This is a genomic window from Pseudomonas sp. Ga0074129 (assembly GCA_001465025.1).
GTDB lineage: Bacteria > Pseudomonadota > Gammaproteobacteria > Pseudomonadales > Pseudomonadaceae > Aquipseudomonas.
In genome coordinates this window covers 26,730-51,153 of the sequence record LNDO01000044.1, presented here as the reverse complement: position 1 = coordinate 51,153, position 24,424 = coordinate 26,730, and the positions used below count along the sequence as shown (strand labels likewise).

Below are 24,424 nucleotides of genomic sequence, written 5' to 3'. Positions count from 1 at the left end.
CCGTGAAAATTGAATCGTCTTCATGATCAATCCCTCGTATTCGGAGATGTCACGATTCAGTTTAGACCACTGCAACAGTTAACTCAGACAGAGCCTTCTTAAATACCTCGAACTGGCGCGCCAAGCTGGCACTGAGGCGCGTGATACCAGTCCTGTGTACCTGGGCTTGTCCAGCGAAGAAGGCCATCCGCACCTGGGGCAACTGGACTTTCTCGACAATCAGGTCAACCCGCAGACCGGCACCCTGCGTGGTCGCGCGGTGTTTGATAACCGTGATGGGCGCTTTACTCCGGGCTTGTACGCACGGCTAAAACTGGTGGGCAGCGGCCAGTACCCGGCTTTGCTGATCAAGGATGAAGCTGTCGGTACGGATTTGGGTAAGAAGTTTGTCCTGGTTCTCGATAGCAACAACACCGTGCAGTACCGCGCTGTCGAGTTGGGGCCAAAGCTTGAGGGTTTGCGTATTGTGCGCAGCGGCCTAAACCGGGGTGAACGCATCGTGGTCAACGGCTTGCAGCGTGCATTTCCAGGCACCCAGGTGGATCCGCAATCGGTGGCCATGGCCGATGAGCAAACCCAGGCGCGCCTGACCTCACTGCGCCAGGCGTTTGAACGGCAAGGTCGCGGCAAGGTTGCCGAGCGAACCCAGCCATCAGCCAACGCGCCACGCAGCTAACGGACATCGAGCATGAATTTTTCGCAATTTTTTATCCAGCGACCGATCTTCGCTGCCGTGCTGTCGTTGCTGATCCTTATTGGCGGTTCAATCTCTCTGTTTCAACTGCCTATCAGTGAATACCCGGAAGTTGTGCCACCCACCGTTGTGGTGCGGGCAGTCTTCCCCGGTGCCAACCCCAAGGTCATTGGCGAAACCGTCGCCTCACCACTGGAGCAAGCGATTACCGGCGTTGAGGGCATGCTCTATATGTCCTCCCAGTCCACCGGTGATGGCCGTCTGACATTAACCATCACCTTTGCCTTGGGCACCGATCTGGACAACGCCCAGGTGCAGGTGCAAAACCGCGTCACACGTACTCAGCCAAGCCTGCCCAGTGAAGTACAGCGCCTGGGCGTCACCGTCGATAAAGCTTCACCCGACCTGACCATGGTTGTGCACCTGACCTCGCCCGACAATCGCTACGACATGCTGTATCTGTCCAACTATGCCGCGCTGAACGTAAAAGATGAGTTGGCGCGTTTGGACGGTATTGGCGATGTGCAACTGTTCGGCTTGGGTAACTACTCACTACGCGTCTGGCTTGACCCCAATAAAGTGGCTTCGCGCAACCTCACCGCTACTGACGTGGTTAACGCCATTCGCGAGCAGAACCGTCAGGTGGCCGCAGGCAGTTTAGGTGCGCCACCCTCGGCGGCAGGCAACAGCTTTCAGCTATCGATCAATACCCAGGGCCGTTTGGTGACTGAGGAGGAGTTCGAGAACATCATCATTCGTGCGGGCGATAACGGTGAGATCACCCGCCTTAAAGACATCGCACGGGTTGAACTCGGCTCCAGCCAATATGCCCTGCGCTCACTGCTGAACAATCAACCCGCCGTCGCTATTCCGATTTTTCAGCGCCCAGGCTCCAATGCCATCGAGATTTCTGACGCTGTGCGTGAACGCATGGCGCAGCTGAAGCAGCAATTCCCGCAAGGCATGGATTACGCGATCGTCTACGACCCGACCATTTTTGTGCGCGGTTCCATCGAAGCCGTGGTTCATACCCTGCTTGAGGCCGTGGTGCTGGTGGTGCTGGTGGTGGTGCTGTTCCTGCAAACCTGGCGGGCCTCGATCATCCCGCTGGCCGCGGTGCCGGTGTCGCTGATCGGCACCTTTGCCGTGATGCACATGCTGGGATTTTCGCTCAACGCGCTCTCGCTGTTCGGCCTGGTATTGGCCATCGGCATCGTGGTTGACGATGCCATCGTTGTGGTGGAAAACGTCGAGCGCAATATTGGACTGGGCAAAACGCCCCTCGACGCTACGCGCCAAGCGATGAAAGAAGTCACCGGGCCGATTGTCGCCACGGCGCTGGTTCTGTGCGCGGTGTTTATACCCACGGCGTTTATATCCGGGCTAAGCGGGCAGTTTTATCAACAATTTGCCCTGACCATTGCGATATCGACGGTCATCAGCGCATTCAACTCACTGACCCTGTCCCTTGCCCTGGCCGCCGTGTTGCTGAAAAGCCACGACGCGCCGAAAGACCGCTTCTCCAAGCTGCTGGATCGTGGTTTTGGTAGTTGGTTATTCACGCCCTTCAACCGCCTGTTCGACCGAGCCAGTCACGCCTATGTCGGTACCGTGAAGCGCGTGCTACGCAGCAGCTCCATCGCCTTATTGCTTTACGCCGGGTTGCTGGGCCTGACGTACTTGGGCTTTGCCAGCACACCCAGCGGTTTTGTCCCGGCGCAGGACAAACAGTACCTGGTGGCGTTTGCCCAGTTACCCGATGCGGCGACACTGGAACGCACCGAAGCGGTGATCAAACGCATGTCAGACATCGCCAGCCAGCACCCAGGGGTGGCCAATACCGTGGCGTTCCCAGGTTTGTCGATCAACGGGTTTACCAACAGCCCGAACAGCGGCGTCGTCTTTACGCCGCTCAAACCCTTTGATGAACGCACTGATCCGGCCATGAGTGCCAGCGCCATCGCTGCCGAACTTAACGCTCAATTCAGCGACATTCAGGACGCCTACATCGCTATTTTCCCGCCGCCACCAGTGCAGGGTTTAGGCACCATCGGCGGCTTCCGCTTACAGGTACAGGACCGCGCCAACCTGGGGTACGACGAGCTGTACGTGCAAACGCAAAACATCATCAACAAGGCTCGTCAGCTACCCGAACTGAACCCGATGTCGGTGTTCAGCAGTTATCAGGTCAATGTGCCGCAGATTGATGCGGCCATCGACCGCGAAAAAGCCAAAACCCACGGTGTGGCCATCAACGACATCTTCGACACCCTGCAAATCTATCTGGGCTCGTTGTATGCCAATGACTTCAACCGCTTTGGCCGCACCTATCAAGTCAACGTGCAGGCCGAGCAACAGTTCCGTTTGGAGCCCGAGCAAATCGGCCAGCTCAAAGTGCGCAACAACCGCGGCGACATGGTGCCGCTTGCCGCCTTTATCAACGTCAGTGCCACTGCAGGTCCTGACCGTGTGATGCATTACAACGGTTTCCTTACGGCTGAGATCAACGGTGCCGCAGCGCCGGGTTACAGCTCCGGCCAAGCCGAAGCCGCCATTGCCAAACTGCTAAAGGATGAACTGCCCAACGGCATGAGCTTCGAGTGGACCGACCTGACCTTCCAGCAAATTCTGGCGGGCAACAGCGCGCTGTTCGTCTTCCCGCTGTGTGTGCTGCTGGCCTTTCTGGTGTTGGCAGCTCAGTACGAAAGCTGGAGCCTGCCGCTGGCGGTGATTCTGATTGTGCCAATGACGCTGCTGTCGGCCATCACCGGGGTCATTCTGGCGGGAGGCGACAATAACATCTTTACCCAGATCGGCTTGATCGTACTGGTGGGATTGGCCTGTAAAAACGCCATTCTGATCGTCGAATTTGCCAAGGAGCAGCAGGAGGAAGGCCTCGATCGCGTCAGCGCAGTGCTGCAAGCCTGCCGTCTGCGCTTGCGCCCCATTTTGATGACCAGCTTCGCCTTCATCATGGGCGTGGTGCCCTTGGTGCTGTCGTCGGGGGCGGGGGCGGAAATGCGCCATGCCATGGGCGTTGCCGTCTTTTCCGGCATGCTCGGGGTGACGTTCTTTGGTCTGCTGCTGACACCGCTGTTTTATGTGTTGATCCGCGCCTTTGTCGAGAAGCGTAAAGCACGCACCCCGCAGACATAGCCGCCGAGGCTAAGCGCCAATGACTGATTTTTTACCCCACAGCTTTTGCTCCTGGCTGTGGGGTTTTTTATGCAGCGCAGAGTGCGATAAGCGTATACGCGGGTAGCAAAAGTCAGCTGTAGCGCTTAGGCGCAGCTAGGCTGCCCAGCCGAATAGCGCAGGCTTGGGCTGACCGCCGCGTTGAGTTTTTTCAGCGCCGTAGAACCAATAAGCAGCGGAAAATCGAAGGCACTGCGGTCGGTCAGGTTCACCTCGATACTCTTCAACTCATCGCCCACGCAGATCTCCATATTCACCACTGGACGTGCGCTGTAGAGCTGTTTGTCACCGGGTTGGCGATCATCGGCACGCCTTTTGATGTAACTCATACGCGCCAGTGGCTTCTCGATAACTGGAGCCTGTTCAACAGATTGCACACCCAGCTGAAAACGTACCCACTCACCGCCATCGCGTTTAAACACATGAATGTTCTTCGCGCTGAGCGAGGCGGTTTCAGCGCCCGTGTCGAGTTTGGCAGGCAGTTTGAGGTCCAATTCATTAAGCAATACATGCTCATGCAGGCCATAAATTTGAGGTTGATTGGCTGTCGCACTGCCGCTGAACAATGCGCCGCACACTGTGAAGGCGACCGTTAACGGTTTAAGGGCAGTGACGATTACTGAGGGCATGAAGAAACTCCTGAAAGCAAAAACGTGACCTGATTATAAATAAGTAGCCTGAATTGAAACTGAACTGGCTGCTGCGCTTGTTGGTGAACGTGATGCCCTCACAATGACCCGCCGATGAATGCCCCTGCTTCTACCTAGGGGTTGTTTGCCGTGGCTATGAGCATCATCCTTGCTGCACTGCCGCTAACGTTTGTTTGCTTGATAAAGCAACTTCAAGCCTTCGCAGGCGTCACACAGCACGCTGTACACCTCGTTTGTTAACGGCCGCATGCGGCCTTTCGGAGACTCAGATGCCACCCGCTACCCCGCTTAAAGCGTTGTTTGCCCTGATAGCCCTTGCTTGTTTTGCCATGCTTGGCGCGGCGTTGATGCTGCAACACATGTGGGGCTGGGAGCCCTGCACCTTGTGCATCCAAATTCGCCTGTGGCTGCTGTGTGGTGGCGTGATCAGCCTGCTGATGTGCTTGCTGGAGACGCTCGGGTGGCGTGTGTTGAACCTGTTGTTATGGCCTTTGCTGCTTGCTGCGGCAAGCATGGCGGTGTACGACAACACCCACTTGGTGTTGATCGAAACAGGCGTACTGGAGAGCACCAGTTGTTCGCCCTTCCCGTTTTATGCCTTCTACCTGCCGTTGCATGAATGGATGCCCAACGTGTTTATGAGCGCTGGTGTATGCGGACAGAACGACTACAACGTGCTGGGCTTCCCCTTTACCTTGTGGACCCTGCTCGGCGTAAGCCTTTTGCTGTCGTTGTGCCTTTACAGCGCTTGGCGGGCTATACGGCGCTGAGTATTTTTCAGGCGGTTTTTCGCCATAAAACTCATGAATAAGCGATTTTTTGCCGATACTTTATTCATTTTGGCGATTATCCGCCGCGCACCGTGCGGTCTGTCACGGTGCTTTTATGGCGTTATGCTCGGTGCAGTGGTTTAACTGAAGTGGCATGTGCATTGCCATACAAACTGGCTAGATCAGCGGGTAACGACCATGCTGAACACCGAAACGCCGACCTGACATCATCAATCTGATCAGGATCGACGTCACTAAAACAACAACTAGGAACATCACCATGTTCAAGTCGATCTGCGCTTTCGCCGCCAGCAGCCTGTTGCTGGCGTCAGCTTCACTGCATGCGGCCACTGATCAAGGCGTCATCGTGATCAAGTTTGCCCACGTAGTGGCAGATAACACCCCCAAGGGCCAAGGCGCCTTGCTATTCAAAAAACTCGCCGAAGAACGTCTGGGCGACAAGGTGAAGGTTGAGGTCTACCCCAATTCCACCCTGTTCGGTGACGCCAATGAACTTGAAGCGCTGACGAAAAACGAGGTGCAGTTGCTTGCACCGTCGCTGGCCAAGTTCGAGAAGTACACCAAAGCGCTGCAAGTCTTTGACCTGCCCTTCCTGTTTGATGACCTGGAAGCGGTTAACCGTTTCCAGAAACGCGCCAAAGGACGTCAATTGCTGCGCGCCATGGAAGATCATAACATTGTCGGTTTGGCCTATTGGCACAACGGTATGAAGCAACTTTCGGCCAGCAAAGCCCTACAGCTACCGGCTGATGCGGCGGGCTTGAAGTTCCGTATTCAACCCTCAAGCGTGCTTGAGGCGCAGTTCAACCAACTCGGCGCGACACCCGTGATCATGCCTTTTGCCGAGGTTTTTGATGCGCTGAAAAACGGCAGCGTACAGGGTGCGGAAAACCCTTGGTCGAACCTCTACAGCAAGCAACTGCATACCGTGCAGCCTTACATCACGGAAACCAACCACGGTGTGCTCGACTACATGCTGGTGAGCAACCCGCGCTTTTGGTACTCCATTCCGCATCAGGTGCGCACCGAGCTTGAAGGCATCATTGATGAAGTGACCTTTGAGGTGAATCGCCAGGCCGAAGCCGCCAATCAGGCTGATCGCGCACGCATTGCTGCGGCCACGGGCACACAAATCATCACCCTCAGCGACGAGCAGCGTGAGGCCTGGCGCAAAGCCATGCAGCCGGTGTGGCAAGAGTTTGAAGGTGTGATCGGTGCCGATGTGATGAAAGCGGCGCAGATAGTCAACCGCAACAAGCGCGACTAAACCCTTGCCGGCGCCGCTGAGCATGCAGCGCCGGCTATGTTTCGCATCATTCGTGCCCCAGCTCTACGCGGCAACTGCGCCTAAGGTGCTGGCGATTCGCTCGGTAATTCGCTGAGCACTTCGCTTTGCCAACCGCCGCCCAGCGCCGCGATCAACTGCACGCTGGTGGTCAGGCGCGTGCCCAGCAGGCTCAAGTTATTGCGCTCGTTACTCAACGCGGTGGCCTGCACGTTGACCACGCTGTTGAAGTCCACTGAACCGGCGCGGTATTGGTTTTCGATCAGGCGCAACGACTCACGCGCCGCTGCCAGCGCCTCTTGCTGAACCCCCGCTTCTTCTTCCAGCACACGCAGTTGCACCAGCGCGTCTTCCACCTCGCGGAAGCTGTCGAGCACGGCCTGGCGGTATTGCGCCACGGTCTGGTCGTAGGCCGCTTCACTGCGTTCACGCTCGGCCTGACGTGCGCCACCGTCAAACAGGGTCAAGGCCAACTGTGGGCCAAGCGACCACACGCGATTGGGTAAATCAATCCAGTTGGCAAAGCTGCTGCCCCGGTAACCACCGCTGGCTGAAATATTCAGGTCTGGAAACCAAGCGGCTTCGGCGACCCCGATTTCGGCATTGGCGGCCATGACCCGGCGCTCAGCGGCGGCAACATCCGGTCGCCGCTCCAACAATTGCGACGGCACGGCCAAGGGAATCACGGGCAACGTGGGCAACTGTTCGCGCGCGGCAATGCTCAGTTCACTGGGCGGCACGCCGATCAGCACCGCGATGGCATGTTCCAACTGCGCGCGCTGCCATTTCAGGTCGATGGCTTGCGCCTGGGTGCTTTTCAGTTGGGTCAGCGCTTGGCTGACATCAGAGCGCGGCACGATACCGGCGTTGTATTGGTTTTCGGTCAGCTTTAGTGAGCGCGCATAGGCGGCCACCGTGGCATCCAGCAGACGTTGCTGATCATCCAGCACACGCAGTTGCAGGTAGTTTTGCACCAGTTCGGTTTGCAGGCTGAGTTTGACCGCCGCCAAATCAGCCGCGCTGGCCTCAAAACCGGCGCGGTTGGATTCCAGCGAGCGGCGCAACTTGCCCCAGATGTCCAGCTCCCACGCCGCGTTGAGGCTCAGGTCGTAGCTGCGGGTGACGCCACTGCTGCTGGCTGTACTACTGCCGCTGGCCTGACTGCCACGAGTGGCCCCAGCACTGCCGGACAATGTGGGCATAAACGCTGACCGAGCGCCCTGCACCAAGGCGCGCGCCTGACGAAATTGCGCTTCGCTGGCGGCCAGGTTCTGGTTGGACACATTCAGGCGTTCAACCAGCGCGTTAAGTTCGGCATCGTTATACAGCTGCCACCACTGGCCGCGCGCCAGTTCATCGCCGGGCTTGGCTAGGGTCCAGCCTTCAATCTGCTTGAACTGTACCGGGGTTTCCAGCGCCGGGCGTTGATAGTCGGGGCCGAGCATGCAGCCGCTGAGCAGCAAGCTGAGCGTCAGCAGCCCTAAATAGGAGCGGACCGGTTTGGTAACAGAAAAGGTTTCGCGAGCATGGCGCGCGCCTACGGGTGTTGGCAGCAGAGTCATAACGGGGTTTCCAAAGCAGCGTCAGTACGCACACCACGCCAGCGGTTGACCCGGTGGCGCAGACGATCGAAATACAGGTACACCACAGGCGTGGTGTACAGCGTCAGTAATTGGCTCAACACCAGCCCGCCGACAATGGTGATGCCCAGTGGCTGGCGCATTTCCGAGCCTTCAGCACTGCTGAGCATCAGCGGCAGCGCACCGAGGATGGCCGCCAGTGTGGTCATCATGATCGGGCGAAAACGCAGCAAACAGGCCTGCCGAATCGAGGCTTCAGGGCTTAGGTGCTGCTGGCGTTCCAGTTGCAGGGCCAGGTCTATCATCAAGATGGCGTTTTTCTTGACGATGCCGATCAGCAAGAACAGCCCCAGCAGCGAGATCAGGCTGAATTCGATGCTCATCAGCTGCAGCGCTAACAGCGCACCGACCCCGGCTGAGGGCAAGGTGGACAGAATGGTCAGCGGGTGTACGTAACTTTCATAAAGCACGCCTAGCACGACATACACCACAACCAAGGCCAGCAGAATCATCCAGGGCTGGTTCTGCTGGGTCTGTTGGAACGCACCGCCCGTGCCGCCCATCATGCCCTGTACCTCAGTGGGTAAACCTACGCGGGCAATGGCGTTATCGATGGCGATGTTGGCCTCATCCATGCTGACGCCATCAGCCAAGGCAAAGCCGATGTTTTCGGCGGCAAACTGGCCTTGGTGATGCACGCGATCTTCTTCAATGCTGCGTTCCCAGCGAGCAAAGCTGGAGAGCGCGACGCGCGTACCCTCGCCAGTGATCAGCTGGATCTGGTCGAGGGTTTCCGGGTATTGAGCGAATTGTGGGTTGATCTCCATGACCACGCTGTACTGGTTCAGGCTGTCGTATATAGTCGATACCTGACGCTGGCTGAAGGCATTGTTGAGCACGGCGGTGATCATGTTCATGTCCACGCCCAGGCGCTTGGCCGTGTCGCGGTCGACAATCAGGCGGATCTGCTGGGTGCCCTCGGCTTCCTTGGCATCGATATCGGTCAACTCTGGCAACGCACGCAGGGCTTCACGCACCGGCGGCAACCAGGTGCGCAGCAAATCCAAATCACCGGACAGCAACATGTACTCGGTTTCCGAGCTGCGCCCTTCTCGCCCGCCTACTTGCAGGTCTTGATCAGGCATGAGGAACATTCGTCCGCCCGGTACCTTGGGCACGGTTTTGCGCAGCCGGTTGATCACCTCTTGCGAGCTGGCGTTGCGTTCGTTGATGGGTTTGAGCCGCACGATGATAAAGGCGTTGTTGATGCCGCCACTGCCGCCAATAAACCCCGCCACACTTTCCACCGCAGGATCGGCCAGGATGGCGCGGCGATAGATTTCCATTTTCGGCTGCATCACCTGAAACGACAGGCCGTCATCGCCGCGAATCATGCCCATCAACTGGCCGGTGTCCTGCTGCGGCAGAAAGGTTTTCGGCACGCTGACAAACAGGAAGATGTTCAGCGCGATAGTCGCCAACAAGCTGAACAGCATCAAGAGTGAATGGCGCAGTGCCCAATCCAGGCTGCGTTGGTAAAACGCTAAGACCCGCTGCTGCACGACCGCGCCCCAGCGCTGCATTGCACTGGGCGATTGCTCGGCACGTTCAGCCTTGAGCCAGCGTGCGCAGAGCATGGGCGTCAGCGTCAGTGACACCAACAGGGAGATCACAATGGCCACGGCCAAGGTGATGGAAAACTCACGGAACAGCCGCTCGACGATACCGCCCATAAACAGAATCGAGATAAACACGGCCACCAACGACAGGTTCATTGCCAGCAAGGTAAAGCCCACTTCGCGCGCGCCTTTAAAGGCCGCGGCCATGGGCGTCTCGCCGGCTTCGATGTGCCGTGAGATGTTCTCCAACACCACAATGGCGTCGTCTACCACCAAGCCGGTGGCGATGATCAAAGCCATCAGCGAAAGGTTGTTCAGGGAAAAATCCAGCAAATACATCACGGCAAAGGTGCCAACCAGCGACACCGGTACGGCCAGCGCCGGGATAAGCGCGGCCCGCCAGCGCCCGAGAAAGGCAAACACCACCAGAATCACCAAGCCGGTAGCGATCAACAGGGTGTGTTCGGCTTCACGCAGCGTGGCGCGAATCACCGGCGAACGGTCCATGGCCACTTGCAACTCAATGTTGGCGGGAATCACTGCGCGCAAGGTCGGCAACTGTTCACGGATGCCGGCAATGGTTTCGATGATGTTGGCTCCGGTTTGCCGGTTGATAACCAGCAATACCGCTTCCTGGTCATTGAAAAAGCCGCTGTTGTAGCGGTTTTCTACGCCGTCGGTGACGGTTGCCACATCGCCCAGGCGCACGGCAGCGCCGTTCTGGTAGCGGATGATCATGGGCAGGTAGTCAGCGGCTTTATCCAATTGATCGCTGGCCTGCACTTGCCAGTGGCGGTCGGCATCTTCCACCGCGCCTTTGGGGCGTTTGGCATTCGCTGCGGTGATGCTCTGGCGCACTTCATCCAAGGCAATGCCGTAGTGATCGAGCAGGCGCGGTTCTAAAGCCACGCGCACGGCGGGCAAGGAACTGCCGCCAATCTGCACCTCGCCCACGCCGGTGACTTGTGCCAGCTTTTGCGCCAGCACAGTGGAGGCCACGTCGTACAACTGACCTTTATCGAGCACCTCACTGGTCAGCGACAAGACCATGATCGGTGCTTGCGACGGATTGACCTTGGCGTAAGTGGGCATGCTGCGCATACCGCTGGGTAACAACTGCCGCGAGGCATTGATCGCCGCCTGCACTTCACGGGCGGCGGCGTTGATGTCACGGTCCAGATCAAACTGGATCATGATCCGCGTGCTGCCCTGGCTGCTGCGGCTGTTCATCTGGCTGATGCCAGCGATGGTGCCGAGCGAGCGTTCCAGCGGCGTGGCCACGCTGGACGCCATAATCTGTGGGCTTGCCCCCGGCAGGCTGGCCTGCACGGTGATGGTGGGAAAATCCATCTGCGGCAGCGGCGCGACAGGCAACAAGCCAAAGCTCACGCCACCCAGCAGCAGAATGGCCAGGCTCAGCAGCAAAGTGGCGACCGGGCGACGGATAAAAGGCGCGGAGAGGTTCATGGCAGCAGCCACAAGCGGCAAGTGGCAAGCCGCACGCGAGAAGCAGAAACCCCGCAGTTTGTAGCCCGGATGAAATCCGGGAGAAGGTCTAACGGCTGATACCGCTCCCGGATTTTATCCGGGCTACGCGTGGACGCTCGGTCTTTTCTATGCGTATTCACACCGCCACCCCGGCCGCACTGCGGCCACTGATGCGCCGCGACAGGCGATCGAAGTACAGGTAAATCACCGGCGTGGTGAACAACGTCAGCACCTGGCTGAGCAGCAGCCCGCCGACCATCACCAAACCCAGCGGCTGACGCAGTTCTGCGCCTGAGCCGGTGGCCAACATCAGCGGAATGGCACCAAACAGCGCCGCCATGGTGGTCATTAAAATCGGCCGAAAGCGCAGCAGCGCCGCTTGGTAAATGGCAGCTTCGGGCGTCATGCCCTGATTGCGTTCAGCGTCGAGGGCGAAGTCGATCATCATGATCGCGTTCTTTTTGACGATGCCGATCAGCAGAATGATGCCGATGATCGCGATAAGACCAAGCTCATTACCGCTGATCAGCAACGCCAGCAGCGCGCCCACCCCGGCTGAAGGCAAGGTGGAGAGGATGGTGATGGGGTGGATATAGCTCTCGTAAAGCACCCCCAGCACGATGTACATGGTGACGATGGCCGCCAAAATTAGCAGCAAGGTGCTCGACAACGAGGCGCGGAAGGCCTCGGCAGCGCCCTGGAAATGCGTCTGCACGGCTGGCGGAATGCCGATCTGCTGCTTAACCGCCTCGATTACGTCCACGGCCTCACCCAGCGATACACCGCTGGCCAGGTTGAAGGACAAGGTCGCCGCCGGAAACTGGCCAATGTGATTAATCAACAGGCTGGCGGCGCGCTCCTCCACCTGTGCCAAGGTCGATAACGCCACCTGCTGGCCATCCGCCGCGCGCACGTGAATCTCGCGCAGCGCTGCTGGGCCAATGCTGCCGGCGTTGGCGCTTTCCAGCACCACGCGGTATTGGCTGGACTGGGTGTAAATGGTGGAAATCTGCCGTTGGCCAAAGGCGTCGTACAGGGCGTTATCAATATCGGCCACGCTTACGCCTAAGCGCCCGGCGAGGTCGCGGTCGATCTGCAAGAACACTTGCAGGCCACGGTTTTGCAGGTCACTGGCCACATCAGTAAGCGCGGGTTGTTCGCGCAGCGCACTGACCAGCTTGGGCACCCACTCTTCCAGCAGGCGGATATCCGGTGACTCCATGCTGAACTGAAACTGCGTGCGGCTGACGCGGTCTTCGATGGACAAATCCTGCACTGGCTGCAAGTACAGTTCGATACCGGGGATACGCGCCAGCGCCGGGCGCAAGCGCTCGATCACCTCGCTAGCGCTGACATCACGCTCAGCGCGGGGCAGCAGGTTGATCAGCAAACGGCCACTGTTGAGCGTTGGGTTGTCGCCGTCCACACCAATGTAGGACGACAGGCTGGCCACGGCCGGATCTTGCAGGATCACCTCAGCCAAGCGCTGCTGGCGTTCACTCATGGCCTTGAAGGAAATCGACTGCGGTGCTTCGGAAATGCCCTGAATCACCCCAGTGTCCTGCACCGGGAAGAAGCCCTTGGGCACGGCTAAGTACAGCACCACGGTCAGCACCATCGTGCCGATGGCCACCAGCAGGGTCAGCGGCTGATGCTTGAGCACCCAGGTCAGGCCAATGCTGTAGCGGGCAATCATGCCGTCAATCACCGCACCTGCAGCGTGGTAGAAACGCCCTTCTGTCTCGGGCTTTTCCGCTTTAAGCAAACGGGCGCACATCATTGGGGTCAGGGTCAGCGACACCACCAGCGAGATCAGAATGGCCACGGCCAGGGTGATGGCGAACTCGCGAAACAAGCGCCCGACCACATCGGCCATAAACAGCAGCGGGATCAACACGGCAATCAGCGATAGGGTCAGCGAAACCAGGGTGAAACCGATCTGTTTGGCACCTTTGAGCGCGGCATTGAACGGGGTTTCGCCTTCTTCCAGATGGCGGGCGATGTTTTCCAGCATGACGATGGCATCGTCCACAACAAAACCGGTGGCAATGGTCAGGGCCATCAACGTCAGGTTGTTGAGGGTAAAACCGGCGAGGTACATCACGGCAAAGGTGCCGATCAATGACAACGGCACGACAATCGATGGAATCAGGGTGGCTGAGAGCTTACGCAGGAACAGGAAGGTCACCAGCACCACAAGGGTGATGGCCAGCAGCAATTCATGTTGTACGCCTTTGACGGCGGCGCGGATGGTTTCGGTGCGGTCGGTGAGTACCTGCACTTCAACGCTGGCTGGCAAGCCTTGGGTCAGGCCGGGCAGCATGGCTTGAATGCGGTCGACCACATCAATCACGTTGGCACCCGGTTGGCGCTGGACATTCACCAGCACCGCTTCACTGCGGTTGGCCCAGGCCGCCAGACGCTGGTTTTCCGCGCCGTCGACGATTTCGGCGACATCTTTGAGGCGCAGCACCGCGCCATCCTGATAGCCGAGAATCAGCTCGCGATACTCCTCAACGGACTTCAACTGATCGTTGGCATCCAGTTGCGACACCCGCGTCGGCCCATCGAAATTGCCTTTGGGCTGGTTGACATTGCTGGCGGTGATCAGCGTACGTACGTCGCTGAGGTTCAGGCCGTAGGCCGCCAAGGCTTGCGGATTGACCTGCAAGCGCACTGCCGGCTTTTGCCCGCCAGCCAGGGTTACCAGCCCTACGCCGGTGGTTTGCGCCAGCTTCTGTGCCAGGCGCGTATCCACCAAATCAAACACCTGCGGCAGCGGCATGCTGCTGGAGGTGATGGCCAACGTCAGCACCGGGGTATCGGCCGGGTTGACCTTGTTGTACACCGGCGGTGCCGGCAGGTCGTTGGGCAGCAGGTTGCTCGCCCCGTTGATCGCGGCCTGCACTTCCTGCTCCGCCACATCCAGGCGTACGTCGAGGTTAAAGCGCAGGGTGATCACCGACGCGCCGCCCGAGCTGGTCGAGGACATCTGCTTGAGCCCGGCCATCTGGCCGAATTGGCGCTCCAGCGGCGCGGTCACCGCGCTGGTCATCACGTCCGGGCTGGCACCGGGATACAGGGTCATGACGCGAATAGTCGGGTAATCCACTTCCGGCAGGGCCGACACCGGCAACAGGCGATACGCCAGCACGCCACTGAAGAAAATCGCCAGCATGATCAGCGTGGTGGCGACCGGGCGCAGGATAAACAGGCGAGAGATGTTCATTGGGCGCGCGGCGCTCCCTGGCGCTCGCGTGGCGGCTGTTCGGCAGCAGGCGCAGCGGTCGCCGGTTTGGCTGCGTTGTCGTCGATTACTTCAACCTGATTACCCGTGCGCAAACTGTCAGTGCCTTCCAGCACCACGCGCGCGCCAGGTTGTAGCCCCTGCTCGACCACGCTGACTTGGCCATCACTGGCTCCGACGGTGATCGGGGTCAGGTGCACTTTGTCGGCCTCATCCACCACATAGGCAAAGGTACCGCCGGCCCCAAATTGCAACGCCGCCGCTGGCAGTAGCGTAGCGTTGCTCAGGGTTTTCACGCGCAGGCGCACGTTGACGAATTGATTGGGGAAGAGCATTTCATCAGCATTGGCGAAGCGCGCTTTGAGCTTGATCGTGCCGGTGGCGGTGTCGATGAGGTTGTCGACGCTTTCCAGTTCGCCTTCTGCCAACTTCTGCCGCTCGCTGCGGTCCCAGGCTTCCACTGTCAGGGTTTGCCCACTGCGCAGTTGTTGCGCCACGGCGGGCAGCTCCGCTTCGGGCAAGGTGAACATCACGGAAATGGGTAGGGTCTGGGTGATCACCACCAGCGGCAACGCATCGCCCGCGCCGACCAGGTTGCCGATATCCGCCTGACGAATCCCCAAACGCCCGCTGATCGGTGCGCGCACCTGGGTGAAGTCAAGGTTGAGTTTGGCCGTGGCCACGTCCGCCTGCAGGCTCTTGAGACCACCGCGATACTGTTCAACCAGGGCTTGCTGGGTGTCGAGGGTCTGCTTGGCAATGGATTGTTCAGCGTAGAGACCCTGATAACGGGCCAAGTCCAGTTCCGCATTGCGCAACTGTGCCTGACGCTCTTGCAGCGCACCTTGCGCTTGCTGCAAGGCAATCTCGTAAGGGCGCGGGTCAATCACGGCGAGCAAATCCCCTGCCTTGACCTGTTGCCCGTCTTTGAACAGCAATTTGACCAATTCGCCATCCACCCGGCCACGCACATTCACCGTGTTGTAAGCCGTGACGGTGCCCAAGGCTTTGAGGATGACCGGAAAATCCCCCTGCGTAACGCTGGCCACGCGCACCGGCACCGCACCCCCGTCGCCCCAAGGGCCGCCACGTTTGGGCGCATCGGGTTTGCTGGGCCAGAACCACCATAACCCCGCCACCAGAACGGCCAATGAGAGCGCGCCGATCAGCCATTGGCGAGACGCGTGTTTGGAACGGGCGGTGAACTGTGTATCAGGCATGGCGAGGGTCACTGTCTTGGGGAGCGTGAACGATATTCACTATCAGGCAGGATGCAAAGCCTCTTTACCGCCTATTTACCTTTCACTTACGTAACTAAATGTCTGAACTGGCTGTAAAAACCCAACCTGCACTGCGCCGCCCAGTACCGTTTTGCGCAAACAAAAACGGCCTGCAAGCAGGCCGTCTGAACCGAGTGAGTCGCGGTGCTACTTGAGCGCCGCCAGGGCTGCCTCATAGTCCGGCTCGTCGGCAATCTCGCCAACCAATTCGCTGTGCAGCACCTTGTCGTGTTCATCCAGCACCACAACGGCACGGGCTGCCACGCCAACCAGCGGGCCGCTGGCAATGGCTACGCCGTAGTTCTGCAGGAAGTCAGCACCGCGCATGGTCGATAGGTTGACCACGTTTTGCAGGCCTTCTGCACCGCAGAAACGCGCCTGAGCGAACGGCAAATCGGTGGAGATGCACAGCACAACGGTGTTATCCAACTGACTGGCACGGGTGTTGAAAGTGCGCACCGAGGTGGCGCAGGTCGGCGTGTCCACGCTTGGGAAAATGTTCAGGACTTTACGCTTGCCGGCCAGGCTGGCCAGGCTGACATCACTCAGATCGCCTGCCACCAGGCTGAAGGCTGGAGCTTGTTGACCGACCTGGGGCAATTGACCGGCGACTTCAACCGGAGAACCTTTGAGGGTGACGTGTGCCATGGAGTTAATCCTTTCTTATGCTGATTAAAAAATAAGGGCGCGAACCTGCTAGCAGCATGCTCGCGCCCGGTGATACAGCGAGCAAGGCTGACCAGTGGGTCAGCCTACCCTGCTCGCCCATTCCCTACATTAATTTTTTGCGAAATGCTCTTTGGTCAGTTTCACCACAATCGGGCTGAGCAGCAGCAACGACAGCAGGTTGGGGATGGCCATCAAGCCATTGAGGGTGTCGGCCACCAGCCAGGCAAAATCGAGTTGGGCAATTGCACCGAACGGCACCGCCACCACCCAGAGAATCCGGAACGGCAGAATGGCTTGGGTGCCGACCATGTACTCCCAGCATTTCTCGCCGAAGTAGCTCCAACCCAGGATGGTGGTGAAGGCAAACACCACCAGGGCCAGCGTCAGGATGTAACCGCCAACGCCTGGCATAGCCTGCTCAAAGGCTGCCGCCGACAAGGCTGCACCGCTGGCACCGCTGGTCCATACGCCCGAGGTGATGATGGCCAGACCGGTCATCGAGCAGATGATGATGGTGTCGATAAACGTCCCGAGCATGCCGATCATCCCCGAACGCACCGGGCTGCTGGTGGTACCAGCCGCTTGCGCGATACCAGCAGTGCCCAAGCCAGCCTCGTTGGAAAAAATACCGCGCGCCACGCCAAAGCGGATGGCCGCCATCACCGCCGCACCGGCAAAACCACCCGTCGCAGCAATGGGGGTAAAGGCGTAAGTGAAGATCATCTCAAACGCGGCTGGAATTTCAGCCGCATTGACCACCAGCACCACCAAGGAAGCGATGATGTAGGCCACGCACATAAACGGCACCAGGGTCGCAGCAACCTTACCAATGCGTTTGATACCGCCCAGAATCACCATGCCGACAAACAACATGGTCACCACGCCGGTGACCCACAGTGGGATATTGAAGGTGGTGTGCAGCGCAGAGGCCATGCTGTTGACCTGCACCATGTTGCCGATACCAAAACCAGCCAGGCCGCCAAAGATGGCAAACGCAGTGCCCAACCACAGCCATTTTTTGCCCAGGCCGTTTTTGATTGCGTACATCGGCCCGCCGACGTGCTCACCGTTTTTGTCTTTTTCGCGGTAATGCACAGCCAGCACCACTTCGCTGTATTTAGTGGCCATGCCCACCAGCGCGGTGCACCACATCCAAAACAGCGCGCCAGGGCCGCCCAGGAAAATCGCGGTGGCCACACCGGCGATGTTGCCGGTACCCACGGTAGCCGCCAGGCAGGTCATCAAGGCTTGGAAGGGGCTGATTTCGCCACTTTCGGCGTCGCCTTTCTGACGCCCTTGCCACATTAATTTGAAGCCTGCGCCAATCTTGCTCAACGGCATAAAGTTGAGGCGCAGCATGAGGAACAGGCCGGTGCCGAGAATCATCACCAGCATGGGCGGGCCCCACACCACGCCGTTGAGTTGATTAACCAGGGTGTTGATAAATTCCATGCTCATTTCCTTATTTTTGTAGTGAACGCGAGGGGGTAACCTGCGCTTCTCCGATGGCCGGGTAGGCATCGTTACAAGCACGCACATTGTGTTTGGCAGGCGTGTCGGCAACGGATCGGGCTCTATCAGTCAGCATCAAGACTGGCCAGTTTCAAGCGGCGGCCAGTATATGAAGAGTCTGATAGGGGGATTCACTGTTTAGATTTCAACGCTCAGACGTTTTGAGCGAGGGGCGCAATTTAAACGCGATTTAACACGCTTAATCCAGCTTAACCCCGGATAAACAACGGCTAAAAATCACGCCGGTAGAATAAATCGAGTGAACTGGCCAACCCGCTGGCAGCCTCGAGATAGAGCTTGCGGCTTAGCTCAAAGCGTAAGGCAATGGTGTTCGCAGGCTCGAACACACCCATGCCATACCGCAGGCTCAAGCGTTCGGACAGGTTGCCGCTGGCCACCACGCTGGTGGTTAGCCCGGTGCCCTGAGTGTCGAGCTGAAAATCACTGATGCCCAACCCCTGCGCCAGGCTGTTGACCACCGTGGCGCTGCTGGCCATACCCAGTGCCAGTGCGGCTTGGGCGAGCATGGTGTTATCTCCACCACCCTGCCCCAATGGCCGCCCCATGACCAGATAAGACAAGGCCTGCTCCTGGCTCATGGCCGGTTCAGAAAACACCGTGCTGGTGGGTTGCGCGGCATTGCCACTCAGGCGCAGGCCGGCGGTGACGTCGTTAACTTTACGCACCGCTTCAATGTCGAGGAACGGCTGATCAATCGGCCCAGCAAACAGCAACCGCGCACGGCGCACTGTGAGGCGTTGGCCATAGGCACGAAAATTCCCCTTGTTCAGGCTCAACTCGCCACGGGTGTCCAGGTCGTTGCCAATGTGCACGCGCCCGAGCAAGTCAGCAGTCAGCCCGAATCCTTTGAAACTCAAGCGCTGCTGGCCGACGTCAACGTCGATATCCATGGCAATGGCTGTGCTGGCGGAAGAACCGTCGGCGCTACCCAACACCAAGGCGTCGCGGGACAACTGCACGGTAGAGGGCGGCAATTCTCGCACCTCAATCTGCCCGCTGGGGATCAGCAACTTACCGGCAAGCGAGAGCTGGTCATCACGCAAACGCAGGCGCAAATCCGGTTCAACGAGCAACGCGGCGTAAGGTTCTACCGTCACCGGCAATTGTGTGCCGGTGACGTGCAACTCCATGGCCAAACCTGCATCCCAGCTCATTTGCCCAGCCAGTGTGCCCTTCCCACTTTCACCGCTACGCCAATCGCCATTCAGCTGCAGCTGATCACCATCGATCTGCGCACGCACCTGCAGGGCTTCGATGCTCATGGGCAGTTCAGCGCCGCTCACCTCGCCATTATCCACGCGCAGGTTGCCGTTGATCTGTGGCGATAACAGCGAGCCTGAAAGCGTGCCGCGGCCGTTTATCTGCCCCGCGAGACGTTCAACCATGGGCACAAACGGACGCAGCAGCGCTAGATCCAGGCCATCAAGGCGGAAGCTGCCGGACAACGGTTTGTTCGCTGGACGCGGGTCTAGCTGGGCTTGCAGCGCCAATGCACCAATGGCTGGGCCGCGCAGCTCAAGTTGATTGTCGATGCGCTGCGGGCGTAACTGCGAACTCAGGCGCAGGCTGTCGTAGGCAAAGTCCAGCCACTGTTCTTGCTCACGGATGCGCCAGAAGCCGCGGCCAGCATCCAGCTCCAGAGTGCCGACCGGGCCGCTCGGGGTGATGTTCAGTTGCAAGCGACCATTGAGTTCGCCCTGCCAGCTGAAATCCGCTGGCCACAACGCGGCCAGGCTGCTCATGGGCAACTGGCGCAGTTGATAGTCCAACTTGGGGGTGGGCAACAGTTGCTGCTCGGTTGCGCAGAGGCTGGCGGCGGCAGACTGCCAACAATGCGCGCCCAGGCTCAGCTGACCGTTAGCCAGGCGTTGCACCCGCGCCGGTTGCTGCAACTGCCAGCGCTGCCCGCTGCTGGTTAACTCACCACGGCTCAGGCTACCGCGCCAGTTGCCTTTGTCCCACTGCCCAACCAAGACCAGTTCGCTGTGCAGCTGCGGCCCTTGCAGGCTCAGCGCCAGACGTTGCTGACGCACATCACCTGAGGCGTCCAAATTCAGGCTGCCGAGATCCTGTTGATTCAGCTCAAGGCCTTGCGCCTGCACACTGAGTTGAGCCTTTTGCTGGGCATTGAGCGTCGCATTCAGATCAAGTTGCCGCACTTGCTGGTCGGCATAGCTCAGGCGCTGGCCTTGCAGTTGTAACTGCCCTTGTGGCGTTTGCAGGGTGCCCGCCAATCTCAGCGCCCCGCTCAGTTGCCCTTGCAGGCCTGGCCATAACTGCGCCAAACGCGGCATGTTTAGCTGCAATTGGCCGCTGAGTTGCTGTTGCAAGGCCGCCTGGCCACTGAGGCGGTTATCCCCCAAGCGCACGTCCAAGGCGCTCAGTTCGCCTTGATCGAGACCACCGGAAAATTGCGCCAGCAACTTTGCCGGCTGGCCACGCAACCGTCCGCTCAGGTCGATATCTGCGCTGAGCTTGAGCTGCCCATCGTCCAGGCTACCGGCACTGTTGAGCGGCCCCGCCAGCGCGCCCGGCAACTCGGCCAGCCAGTACGCCGGGTTTAATTGGCTCAGTTGCAGGCGCACATCCCAGCGCAATGGCCCGGCAAACCCGAGGGAAGCTTGGCCTTCCGCCTTGCCCTGCCCCGCGTGCAGGCGTAGTTCGGGCAAATAGAGATTATTGAAGTCACCACTCAGAGGGCTTTGCAGGCTGAATGCCCCTGCCGGGCCGTCCAGCTCAGCGACGAAATGGCCCAGGTAGTGGCCATCCTGATATGCCAGTTCGCCATTCAGGCTACGCAGCGCCACCGGAGGTGCTTCTGCCAGGGGATACAAGCGTTGCCAGGGAAACTGCTGCCAAGCAAATCGAGTGTCGAGGCTCAGTCCTTGCTGCCAGTTGACCTCACCACTGAGGTGCACCTGCTGCTCGGCATCGGCGTCGAGATTAAGGTGCTTGATCTGCGCGCCCTCGGCACTTAGCAAGGCGCTCAGCGTTAAGGCCATAGGGGCATCGGCGGCAGGCAGCGAAGCCGAGCCGTCGAGTTGATAACCAGCGGCCAAATCACCACGGGCAGTGATCAACACCTGCTCAAGTGTCAGGCTGTTTGGCAGTTCAGCGCTGGCTTTAAAGGACTCCACCTTGGCCTGTAATTCGGCCGGCAGGTGTGAGTCCAAAGGCTGTAACCAGCCGCTCAATACCGCATTTAAGTAACCCTGACTGTTACCGTTCAGTAGCAAGCGTTCGCCCAGCGCACCCGTAAGTTGCAGTGTTAAAGGCCAGGCCTGTTTATCCGGTGCCGGTAACTGCACGTGGGCGTTAAGGTTTACCGGCCAGTCGCCTTGCGTTTGCAGTTGGCCACTGAGTGCCAGGTGCAGATCGTCACGCTTGAGGCTAAGGCGGTCGATCTGTACGCCCTGTGCATCCCAACGCGCCGCCAGTTGCAGCGTCTGTAGCTGCTCTACGCCGTTAAGTTGCAGGCGTTCGATCTGCACATCGTCCAGGTGCAGGGTCAGTGGCAGGCGCAGCGCGGGCAGCACGAGAGGCTCGCTGCTCGGGCTTTGTGCTTCTGGGTAAAACAGCTGCACCGGCCCGCTGTGCAGCTGTTCAATGCACAGCGTCATGCGCAGCAGGCAACTGGGCGATGCACGCAAACGGGGGGTGAGCACCTGCGCGCGGGTATCGCCTTGTTGCCAGCTCAGTTGCGCCGCCTGCCAGCTCCCCGCCAAGCGCCCCTGAAAACCGTCCACCTGCAAACCCGGCACCTGCGCCAGCAACCAACGGCTGCCCGCTTGCGTGCCCACCAGCGCAACGAGGCTCACGAGCAAAACCAATAGCAGCGCGGCGAGCCCAAAGAGGCCTTGGCGTATAGGACGCATCACAGCTCCGGCCCCATGGAAAAGTGCAGGCGCACGCCGCCCTGATCATCCAGCGGATGGGCCAGATCGAGGCGCAATGGCCCTAGCGGTGAGACCCAACGCACCCCCACGCCAACCGCGCTTTTTAGTGATGGCAGCGCGAGCGAATCGAAGGTATTGCCCTGATCAAAAAAGCTCGCCAAGCGCCAGCGCTCGGTCAAGCTGAATTGATATTCAGCACTGGTGGTAAACAGGTAGCGCCCGCCTATTTTATCCCCCGCGCGGTTCTGCGGTGACAGGCTTTGATAGTCATAGCCACGCACGCTTTGATCGCCACCGGCAAAAAAGCGTAGCGAGGGCGGCACCTTGGCAAAACCGTCTGATTCCGTGCCACCCACCTGCACCCGACCGAGTACACGGTGGCGCTGAAACAGCGTAGTAAGGCCCTTGAGCTGAATATTGCCGTGCAACACGTTGGCATCCGACAACAGCCCTTTGGCGGCACCGGACAGATCAAACTGCAAGCGATAGCCCTGGTTGGGGTCCACTTGGTTATCGCTGCGCAACAACGAATAACTGATGCCGGGCATCAATAAGGTGCTGATCCCAGCCTCGTCGCCCAGGTCATATTCCTCATGCTGTGCTTTCAGCGACAGCACGCGCTGCCAACCGCTGTCGAGCTGGCTGTGCCATTCCGGGCCGAAGGTCAGCAAGCGGCTGCGGCTGTCGGTGTTGGCCAGGTCTTCGGCCTGATAACCGCCGGCCACGCGCAATTTGTCGGTCAGTGGCGGGTCGAGCGGCACGTCATACCACAGGCCGACGTTTTGCCGTGGGGCGGACAGCTCAAGCTCCGCTCCGTAGCTGTGCCCCTGAGTATTGGCCCAGTGACGCGTCCAGTTGGCGCGCCCGCGCGGCCCCACGTCAGTCGAAAAGCCCAGCCCCAAGCCCATGCTGCGCGGCTTGCGCACTTGCAGCTCAACCTGCACCGGAATCTGCTCGCCCTGCGCCATCGCTGGGTTGGCGTCCACCTGCACCGATTCAAAATAACCACTGGAACGCAACGCCTGATAAAGCTCGGCAATCAATGCCGAGTCATACGGGGTTGGTGCGGTAAACGGCACCATGCGCTGCAGCAGTTGATCATCGAACGGCGCGTCACCGTTAAAATTCACCGCACCCATTTGATAGCGCGGGCCGCTGTTGTAGATTAGTTCGATGTCCGCAACACCCGCATCAGGATCAATCAGTAAGCGTTGCTGCGTGAAGCGCCCGGCAAAGAAACCATAACGCGACGCCTGATTTTGAATGTCACGTTTGGCGGCATCGTAATGCCCGTGATTGAGTTGAGCGCCTGGCCGCAGCGACGAATTGGCGGGTTGCCGAAAAGCGCGCAGCTCACTGGCCGGCCCCTCGACGCGCACCTGCACCTCACGCAAACGCACGGGTTCACCGGCTACAACCACTAGGGTTAAGCGCGGCTTTTCGCCGTCACTGACTTCGCTGCTGATCTGCGCTTGGTAATAACCCAAGGTTTGCACCGCCTTGAGCGCCGAGCTTTCAGCCACGCGACGAAAGCGCTGCAGCGCCTCGGCATCACGCTCACCCAGATTGCCGATATAGGCTTCAACATTGCTTTTCAGCGCGGTATTGGCCGGCTCAATCCGCACACGCAGTTGAGCTTCAGCCAGAGCCAGAGCGCTGAACGGCAGGCACAAAAGACCAATTATGAGAGTGAGAAAAACACGCATGAAGCGATGCTAGCACGAGCCAATGGCCGATTTAGAGCCTCAGTAACGGACAATAGTTGCGACGCGCCGCCATTCTGCACCGCGTCGCAACCCATCAGGCGCTGGCTTTAACTGCCAACTGCGGGCTTGGATGAAAGAACACGTGCTCGATAATCGGGCCAATGGCTACTTGACCGATTTCCTCGTAACCCTGACGTTGATAGAACGCGAGGTAATGCGGGTTACCGGTATCCAGCACCACGCCTTGCGAGCTGGCGTCTTCGGCGCACCAGTTATGCAGGGCTTCCAATAACTGCTCACCCAACTGCTGGCCCTGGTATTGCGGATGCACCCCCAGCAGCGGCAAGACGTGATAAGGCCCCGGCGGCAAACAGGTGATCACCGCCTCATGGTATTCAAGGTAGCGCTTGGTGCAGCGAAACCCGGTGCTGAGCAACATGCGCATGCGCCAAGACCAACTTTCGGTGATGTCCATGCGTCGTTGTGGCGGCGCGATAAGCGCCATGCCAATCAAACGGTCATCAATCAGCAAGCCAATGGCCGGCAGGTCTTCAACAAAATGCTGCTGCACCAATTCACGCACCGTGGCGCGTACGCGCTGGTCATAGCCAGGGCGCTCGGCTTCAAACAAGTAAGCGAACGTCGGGTCATGGCGGTAAGCGTGATAGAGCAGCGAGCGTGCTTCACGGGCATAGCCGCTATCGAGCATACGAATTTCGGCGAGACTATTGGGCATCGGCGTGACCTCATGTTGTTCTTGATTTACGGGCCTTTTGGCACGTTAGCACCGC

The 24,424-nt window shown here is 59.1% G+C and carries 13 protein-coding genes and 1 pseudogene; 4 read left to right on the top strand and 10 right to left on the bottom strand.

Annotation, left to right across the window (positions count from 1 at the left end; translation table 11 throughout):
• Window positions 1–97: 97 nt before the first annotated feature.
• Both AUK77_RS03220 and AUK77_RS03215 read left to right on the top strand, forming a co-directional pair.
• Window positions 98–676, top strand: a pseudogene (locus tag AUK77_RS03220) (efflux RND transporter periplasmic adaptor subunit); the annotation flags it as partial.
• Between the two features lie 12 nt (window positions 677–688).
• Entirely contained in the window at window positions 689–3,850 is a 3,162-nt protein-coding gene (locus tag AUK77_RS03215) for an efflux RND transporter permease subunit (RefSeq protein WP_296126035.1), read from the top strand.
• Between the two features lie 125 nt (window positions 3,851–3,975).
• Here AUK77_RS03215 and AUK77_RS03210 read toward each other — a convergent pair whose 3' ends face one another.
• Window positions 3,976–4,518, bottom strand: a complete 543-nt coding sequence (locus AUK77_RS03210) for an ATP-dependent zinc protease (RefSeq protein ID WP_296126033.1) — start codon at window positions 4,516–4,518, stop codon at window positions 3,976–3,978.
• Window positions 4,519–4,808: 290 nt separating this feature from the next.
• Between AUK77_RS03210 and AUK77_RS03205 the strand changes: the two genes are divergently transcribed.
• Both AUK77_RS03205 and AUK77_RS03200 read left to right on the top strand, forming a co-directional pair.
• Window positions 4,809–5,309 (top strand): disulfide bond formation protein B, encoded by a 501-nt coding sequence (locus tag AUK77_RS03205; RefSeq protein WP_296126030.1) that lies wholly within the window; start codon window positions 4,809–4,811, stop codon window positions 5,307–5,309.
• Window positions 5,310–5,589: 280 nt separating this feature from the next.
• Complete coding sequence (locus AUK77_RS03200; RefSeq protein ID WP_296126028.1) at window positions 5,590–6,597, top strand: TRAP transporter substrate-binding protein; 1,008 nt, start codon at window positions 5,590–5,592, stop codon at window positions 6,595–6,597.
• Between the two features lie 80 nt (window positions 6,598–6,677).
• Here AUK77_RS03200 and AUK77_RS03195 read toward each other — a convergent pair whose 3' ends face one another.
• The 9 genes from AUK77_RS03195 to AUK77_RS03155 form a co-directional block, all read right to left on the bottom strand.
• A complete protein-coding gene (locus AUK77_RS03195; protein WP_296126027.1) occupies window positions 6,678–8,177 on the bottom strand; it encodes an efflux transporter outer membrane subunit in 1,500 nt (499 codons plus the stop codon).
• Complete coding sequence (locus AUK77_RS03190; RefSeq protein ID WP_296126025.1) at window positions 8,174–11,281, bottom strand: efflux RND transporter permease subunit; 3,108 nt, start codon at window positions 11,279–11,281, stop codon at window positions 8,174–8,176. Before AUK77_RS03190 ends, AUK77_RS03195 begins: the two co-directional genes overlap by 4 nt.
• 157 nt (window positions 11,282–11,438) lie before the next feature.
• Window positions 11,439–14,531: an MdtB/MuxB family multidrug efflux RND transporter permease subunit gene (locus tag AUK77_RS03185; protein WP_296126024.1), complete on the bottom strand. Its 3,093-nt coding sequence runs from the start codon at window positions 14,529–14,531 to the stop codon at window positions 11,439–11,441.
• A complete protein-coding gene (locus tag AUK77_RS03180; protein ID WP_296126022.1) occupies window positions 14,528–15,769 on the bottom strand; it encodes an MdtA/MuxA family multidrug efflux RND transporter periplasmic adaptor subunit in 1,242 nt (413 codons plus the stop codon). The genes AUK77_RS03185 and AUK77_RS03180 overlap by 4 nt, the downstream gene beginning before the upstream one ends.
• 207 nt (window positions 15,770–15,976) lie before the next feature.
• Window positions 15,977–16,477, bottom strand: coding sequence for a thiol peroxidase (gene tpx / locus AUK77_RS03175; RefSeq protein ID WP_296126019.1), 501 nt, complete (start codon window positions 16,475–16,477; stop codon window positions 15,977–15,979).
• 129 nt (window positions 16,478–16,606) lie between these two features.
• Window positions 16,607–17,950 (bottom strand): sodium:alanine symporter family protein, encoded by a 1,344-nt coding sequence (locus tag AUK77_RS03170; RefSeq protein WP_296126017.1) that lies wholly within the window; start codon window positions 17,948–17,950, stop codon window positions 16,607–16,609.
• Window positions 17,951–18,240: 290 nt separating this feature from the next.
• Window positions 18,241–21,906, bottom strand: coding sequence for a translocation/assembly module TamB domain-containing protein (locus AUK77_RS03165; protein WP_296126015.1), 3,666 nt, complete (start codon window positions 21,904–21,906; stop codon window positions 18,241–18,243).
• A complete protein-coding gene (locus tag AUK77_RS03160; RefSeq protein WP_296126013.1) occupies window positions 21,906–23,633 on the bottom strand; it encodes an autotransporter assembly complex family protein in 1,728 nt (575 codons plus the stop codon). Before AUK77_RS03160 ends, AUK77_RS03165 begins: the two co-directional genes overlap by 1 nt.
• Window positions 23,634–23,727: 94 nt before the next feature.
• Window positions 23,728–24,369, bottom strand: coding sequence for a GNAT family N-acetyltransferase (locus tag AUK77_RS03155; RefSeq protein ID WP_296126011.1), 642 nt, complete (start codon window positions 24,367–24,369; stop codon window positions 23,728–23,730).
• Between the last annotated feature and the right edge of the window lie 55 nt (window positions 24,370–24,424).

Bases quoted from the DNA above. Each gene is read 5' to 3' on its own strand.
- AUK77_RS03215 (WP_296126035.1), top strand. From the start codon at position 689: ATGAATTTTTCGCAATTTTTTATCCAGCGACCGATCTTCGCTGCCGTG.
- AUK77_RS03190 (WP_296126025.1), bottom strand. From the start codon at position 11,281: ATGAACCTCTCCGCGCCTTTTATCCGTCGCCCGGTCGCCACTTTGCTG.
- AUK77_RS03155 (WP_296126011.1), bottom strand. From the start codon at position 24,369: ATGCCCAATAGTCTCGCCGAAATTCGTATGCTCGATAGCGGCTATGCC.
- tpx (WP_296126019.1), bottom strand. From the start codon at position 16,477: ATGGCACACGTCACCCTCAAAGGTTCTCCGGTTGAAGTCGCCGGTCAA.
- AUK77_RS03160 (WP_296126013.1), bottom strand. From the start codon at position 23,633: ATGCGTGTTTTTCTCACTCTCATAATTGGTCTTTTGTGCCTGCCGTTC.
- AUK77_RS03200 (WP_296126028.1), top strand. From the start codon at position 5,590: ATGTTCAAGTCGATCTGCGCTTTCGCCGCCAGCAGCCTGTTGCTGGCG.
- AUK77_RS03165 (WP_296126015.1), bottom strand. From the start codon at position 21,906: ATGCGTCCTATACGCCAAGGCCTCTTTGGGCTCGCCGCGCTGCTATTG.
- AUK77_RS03170 (WP_296126017.1), bottom strand. From the start codon at position 17,950: ATGGAATTTATCAACACCCTGGTTAATCAACTCAACGGCGTGGTGTGG.
- AUK77_RS03210 (WP_296126033.1), bottom strand. From the start codon at position 4,518: ATGCCCTCAGTAATCGTCACTGCCCTTAAACCGTTAACGGTCGCCTTC.
- AUK77_RS03180 (WP_296126022.1), bottom strand. From the start codon at position 15,769: ATGCCTGATACACAGTTCACCGCCCGTTCCAAACACGCGTCTCGCCAA.
- AUK77_RS03205 (WP_296126030.1), top strand. From the start codon at position 4,809: ATGCCACCCGCTACCCCGCTTAAAGCGTTGTTTGCCCTGATAGCCCTT.
- AUK77_RS03185 (WP_296126024.1), bottom strand. From the start codon at position 14,531: ATGAACATCTCTCGCCTGTTTATCCTGCGCCCGGTCGCCACCACGCTG.
- AUK77_RS03195 (WP_296126027.1), bottom strand. From the start codon at position 8,177: ATGACTCTGCTGCCAACACCCGTAGGCGCGCGCCATGCTCGCGAAACC.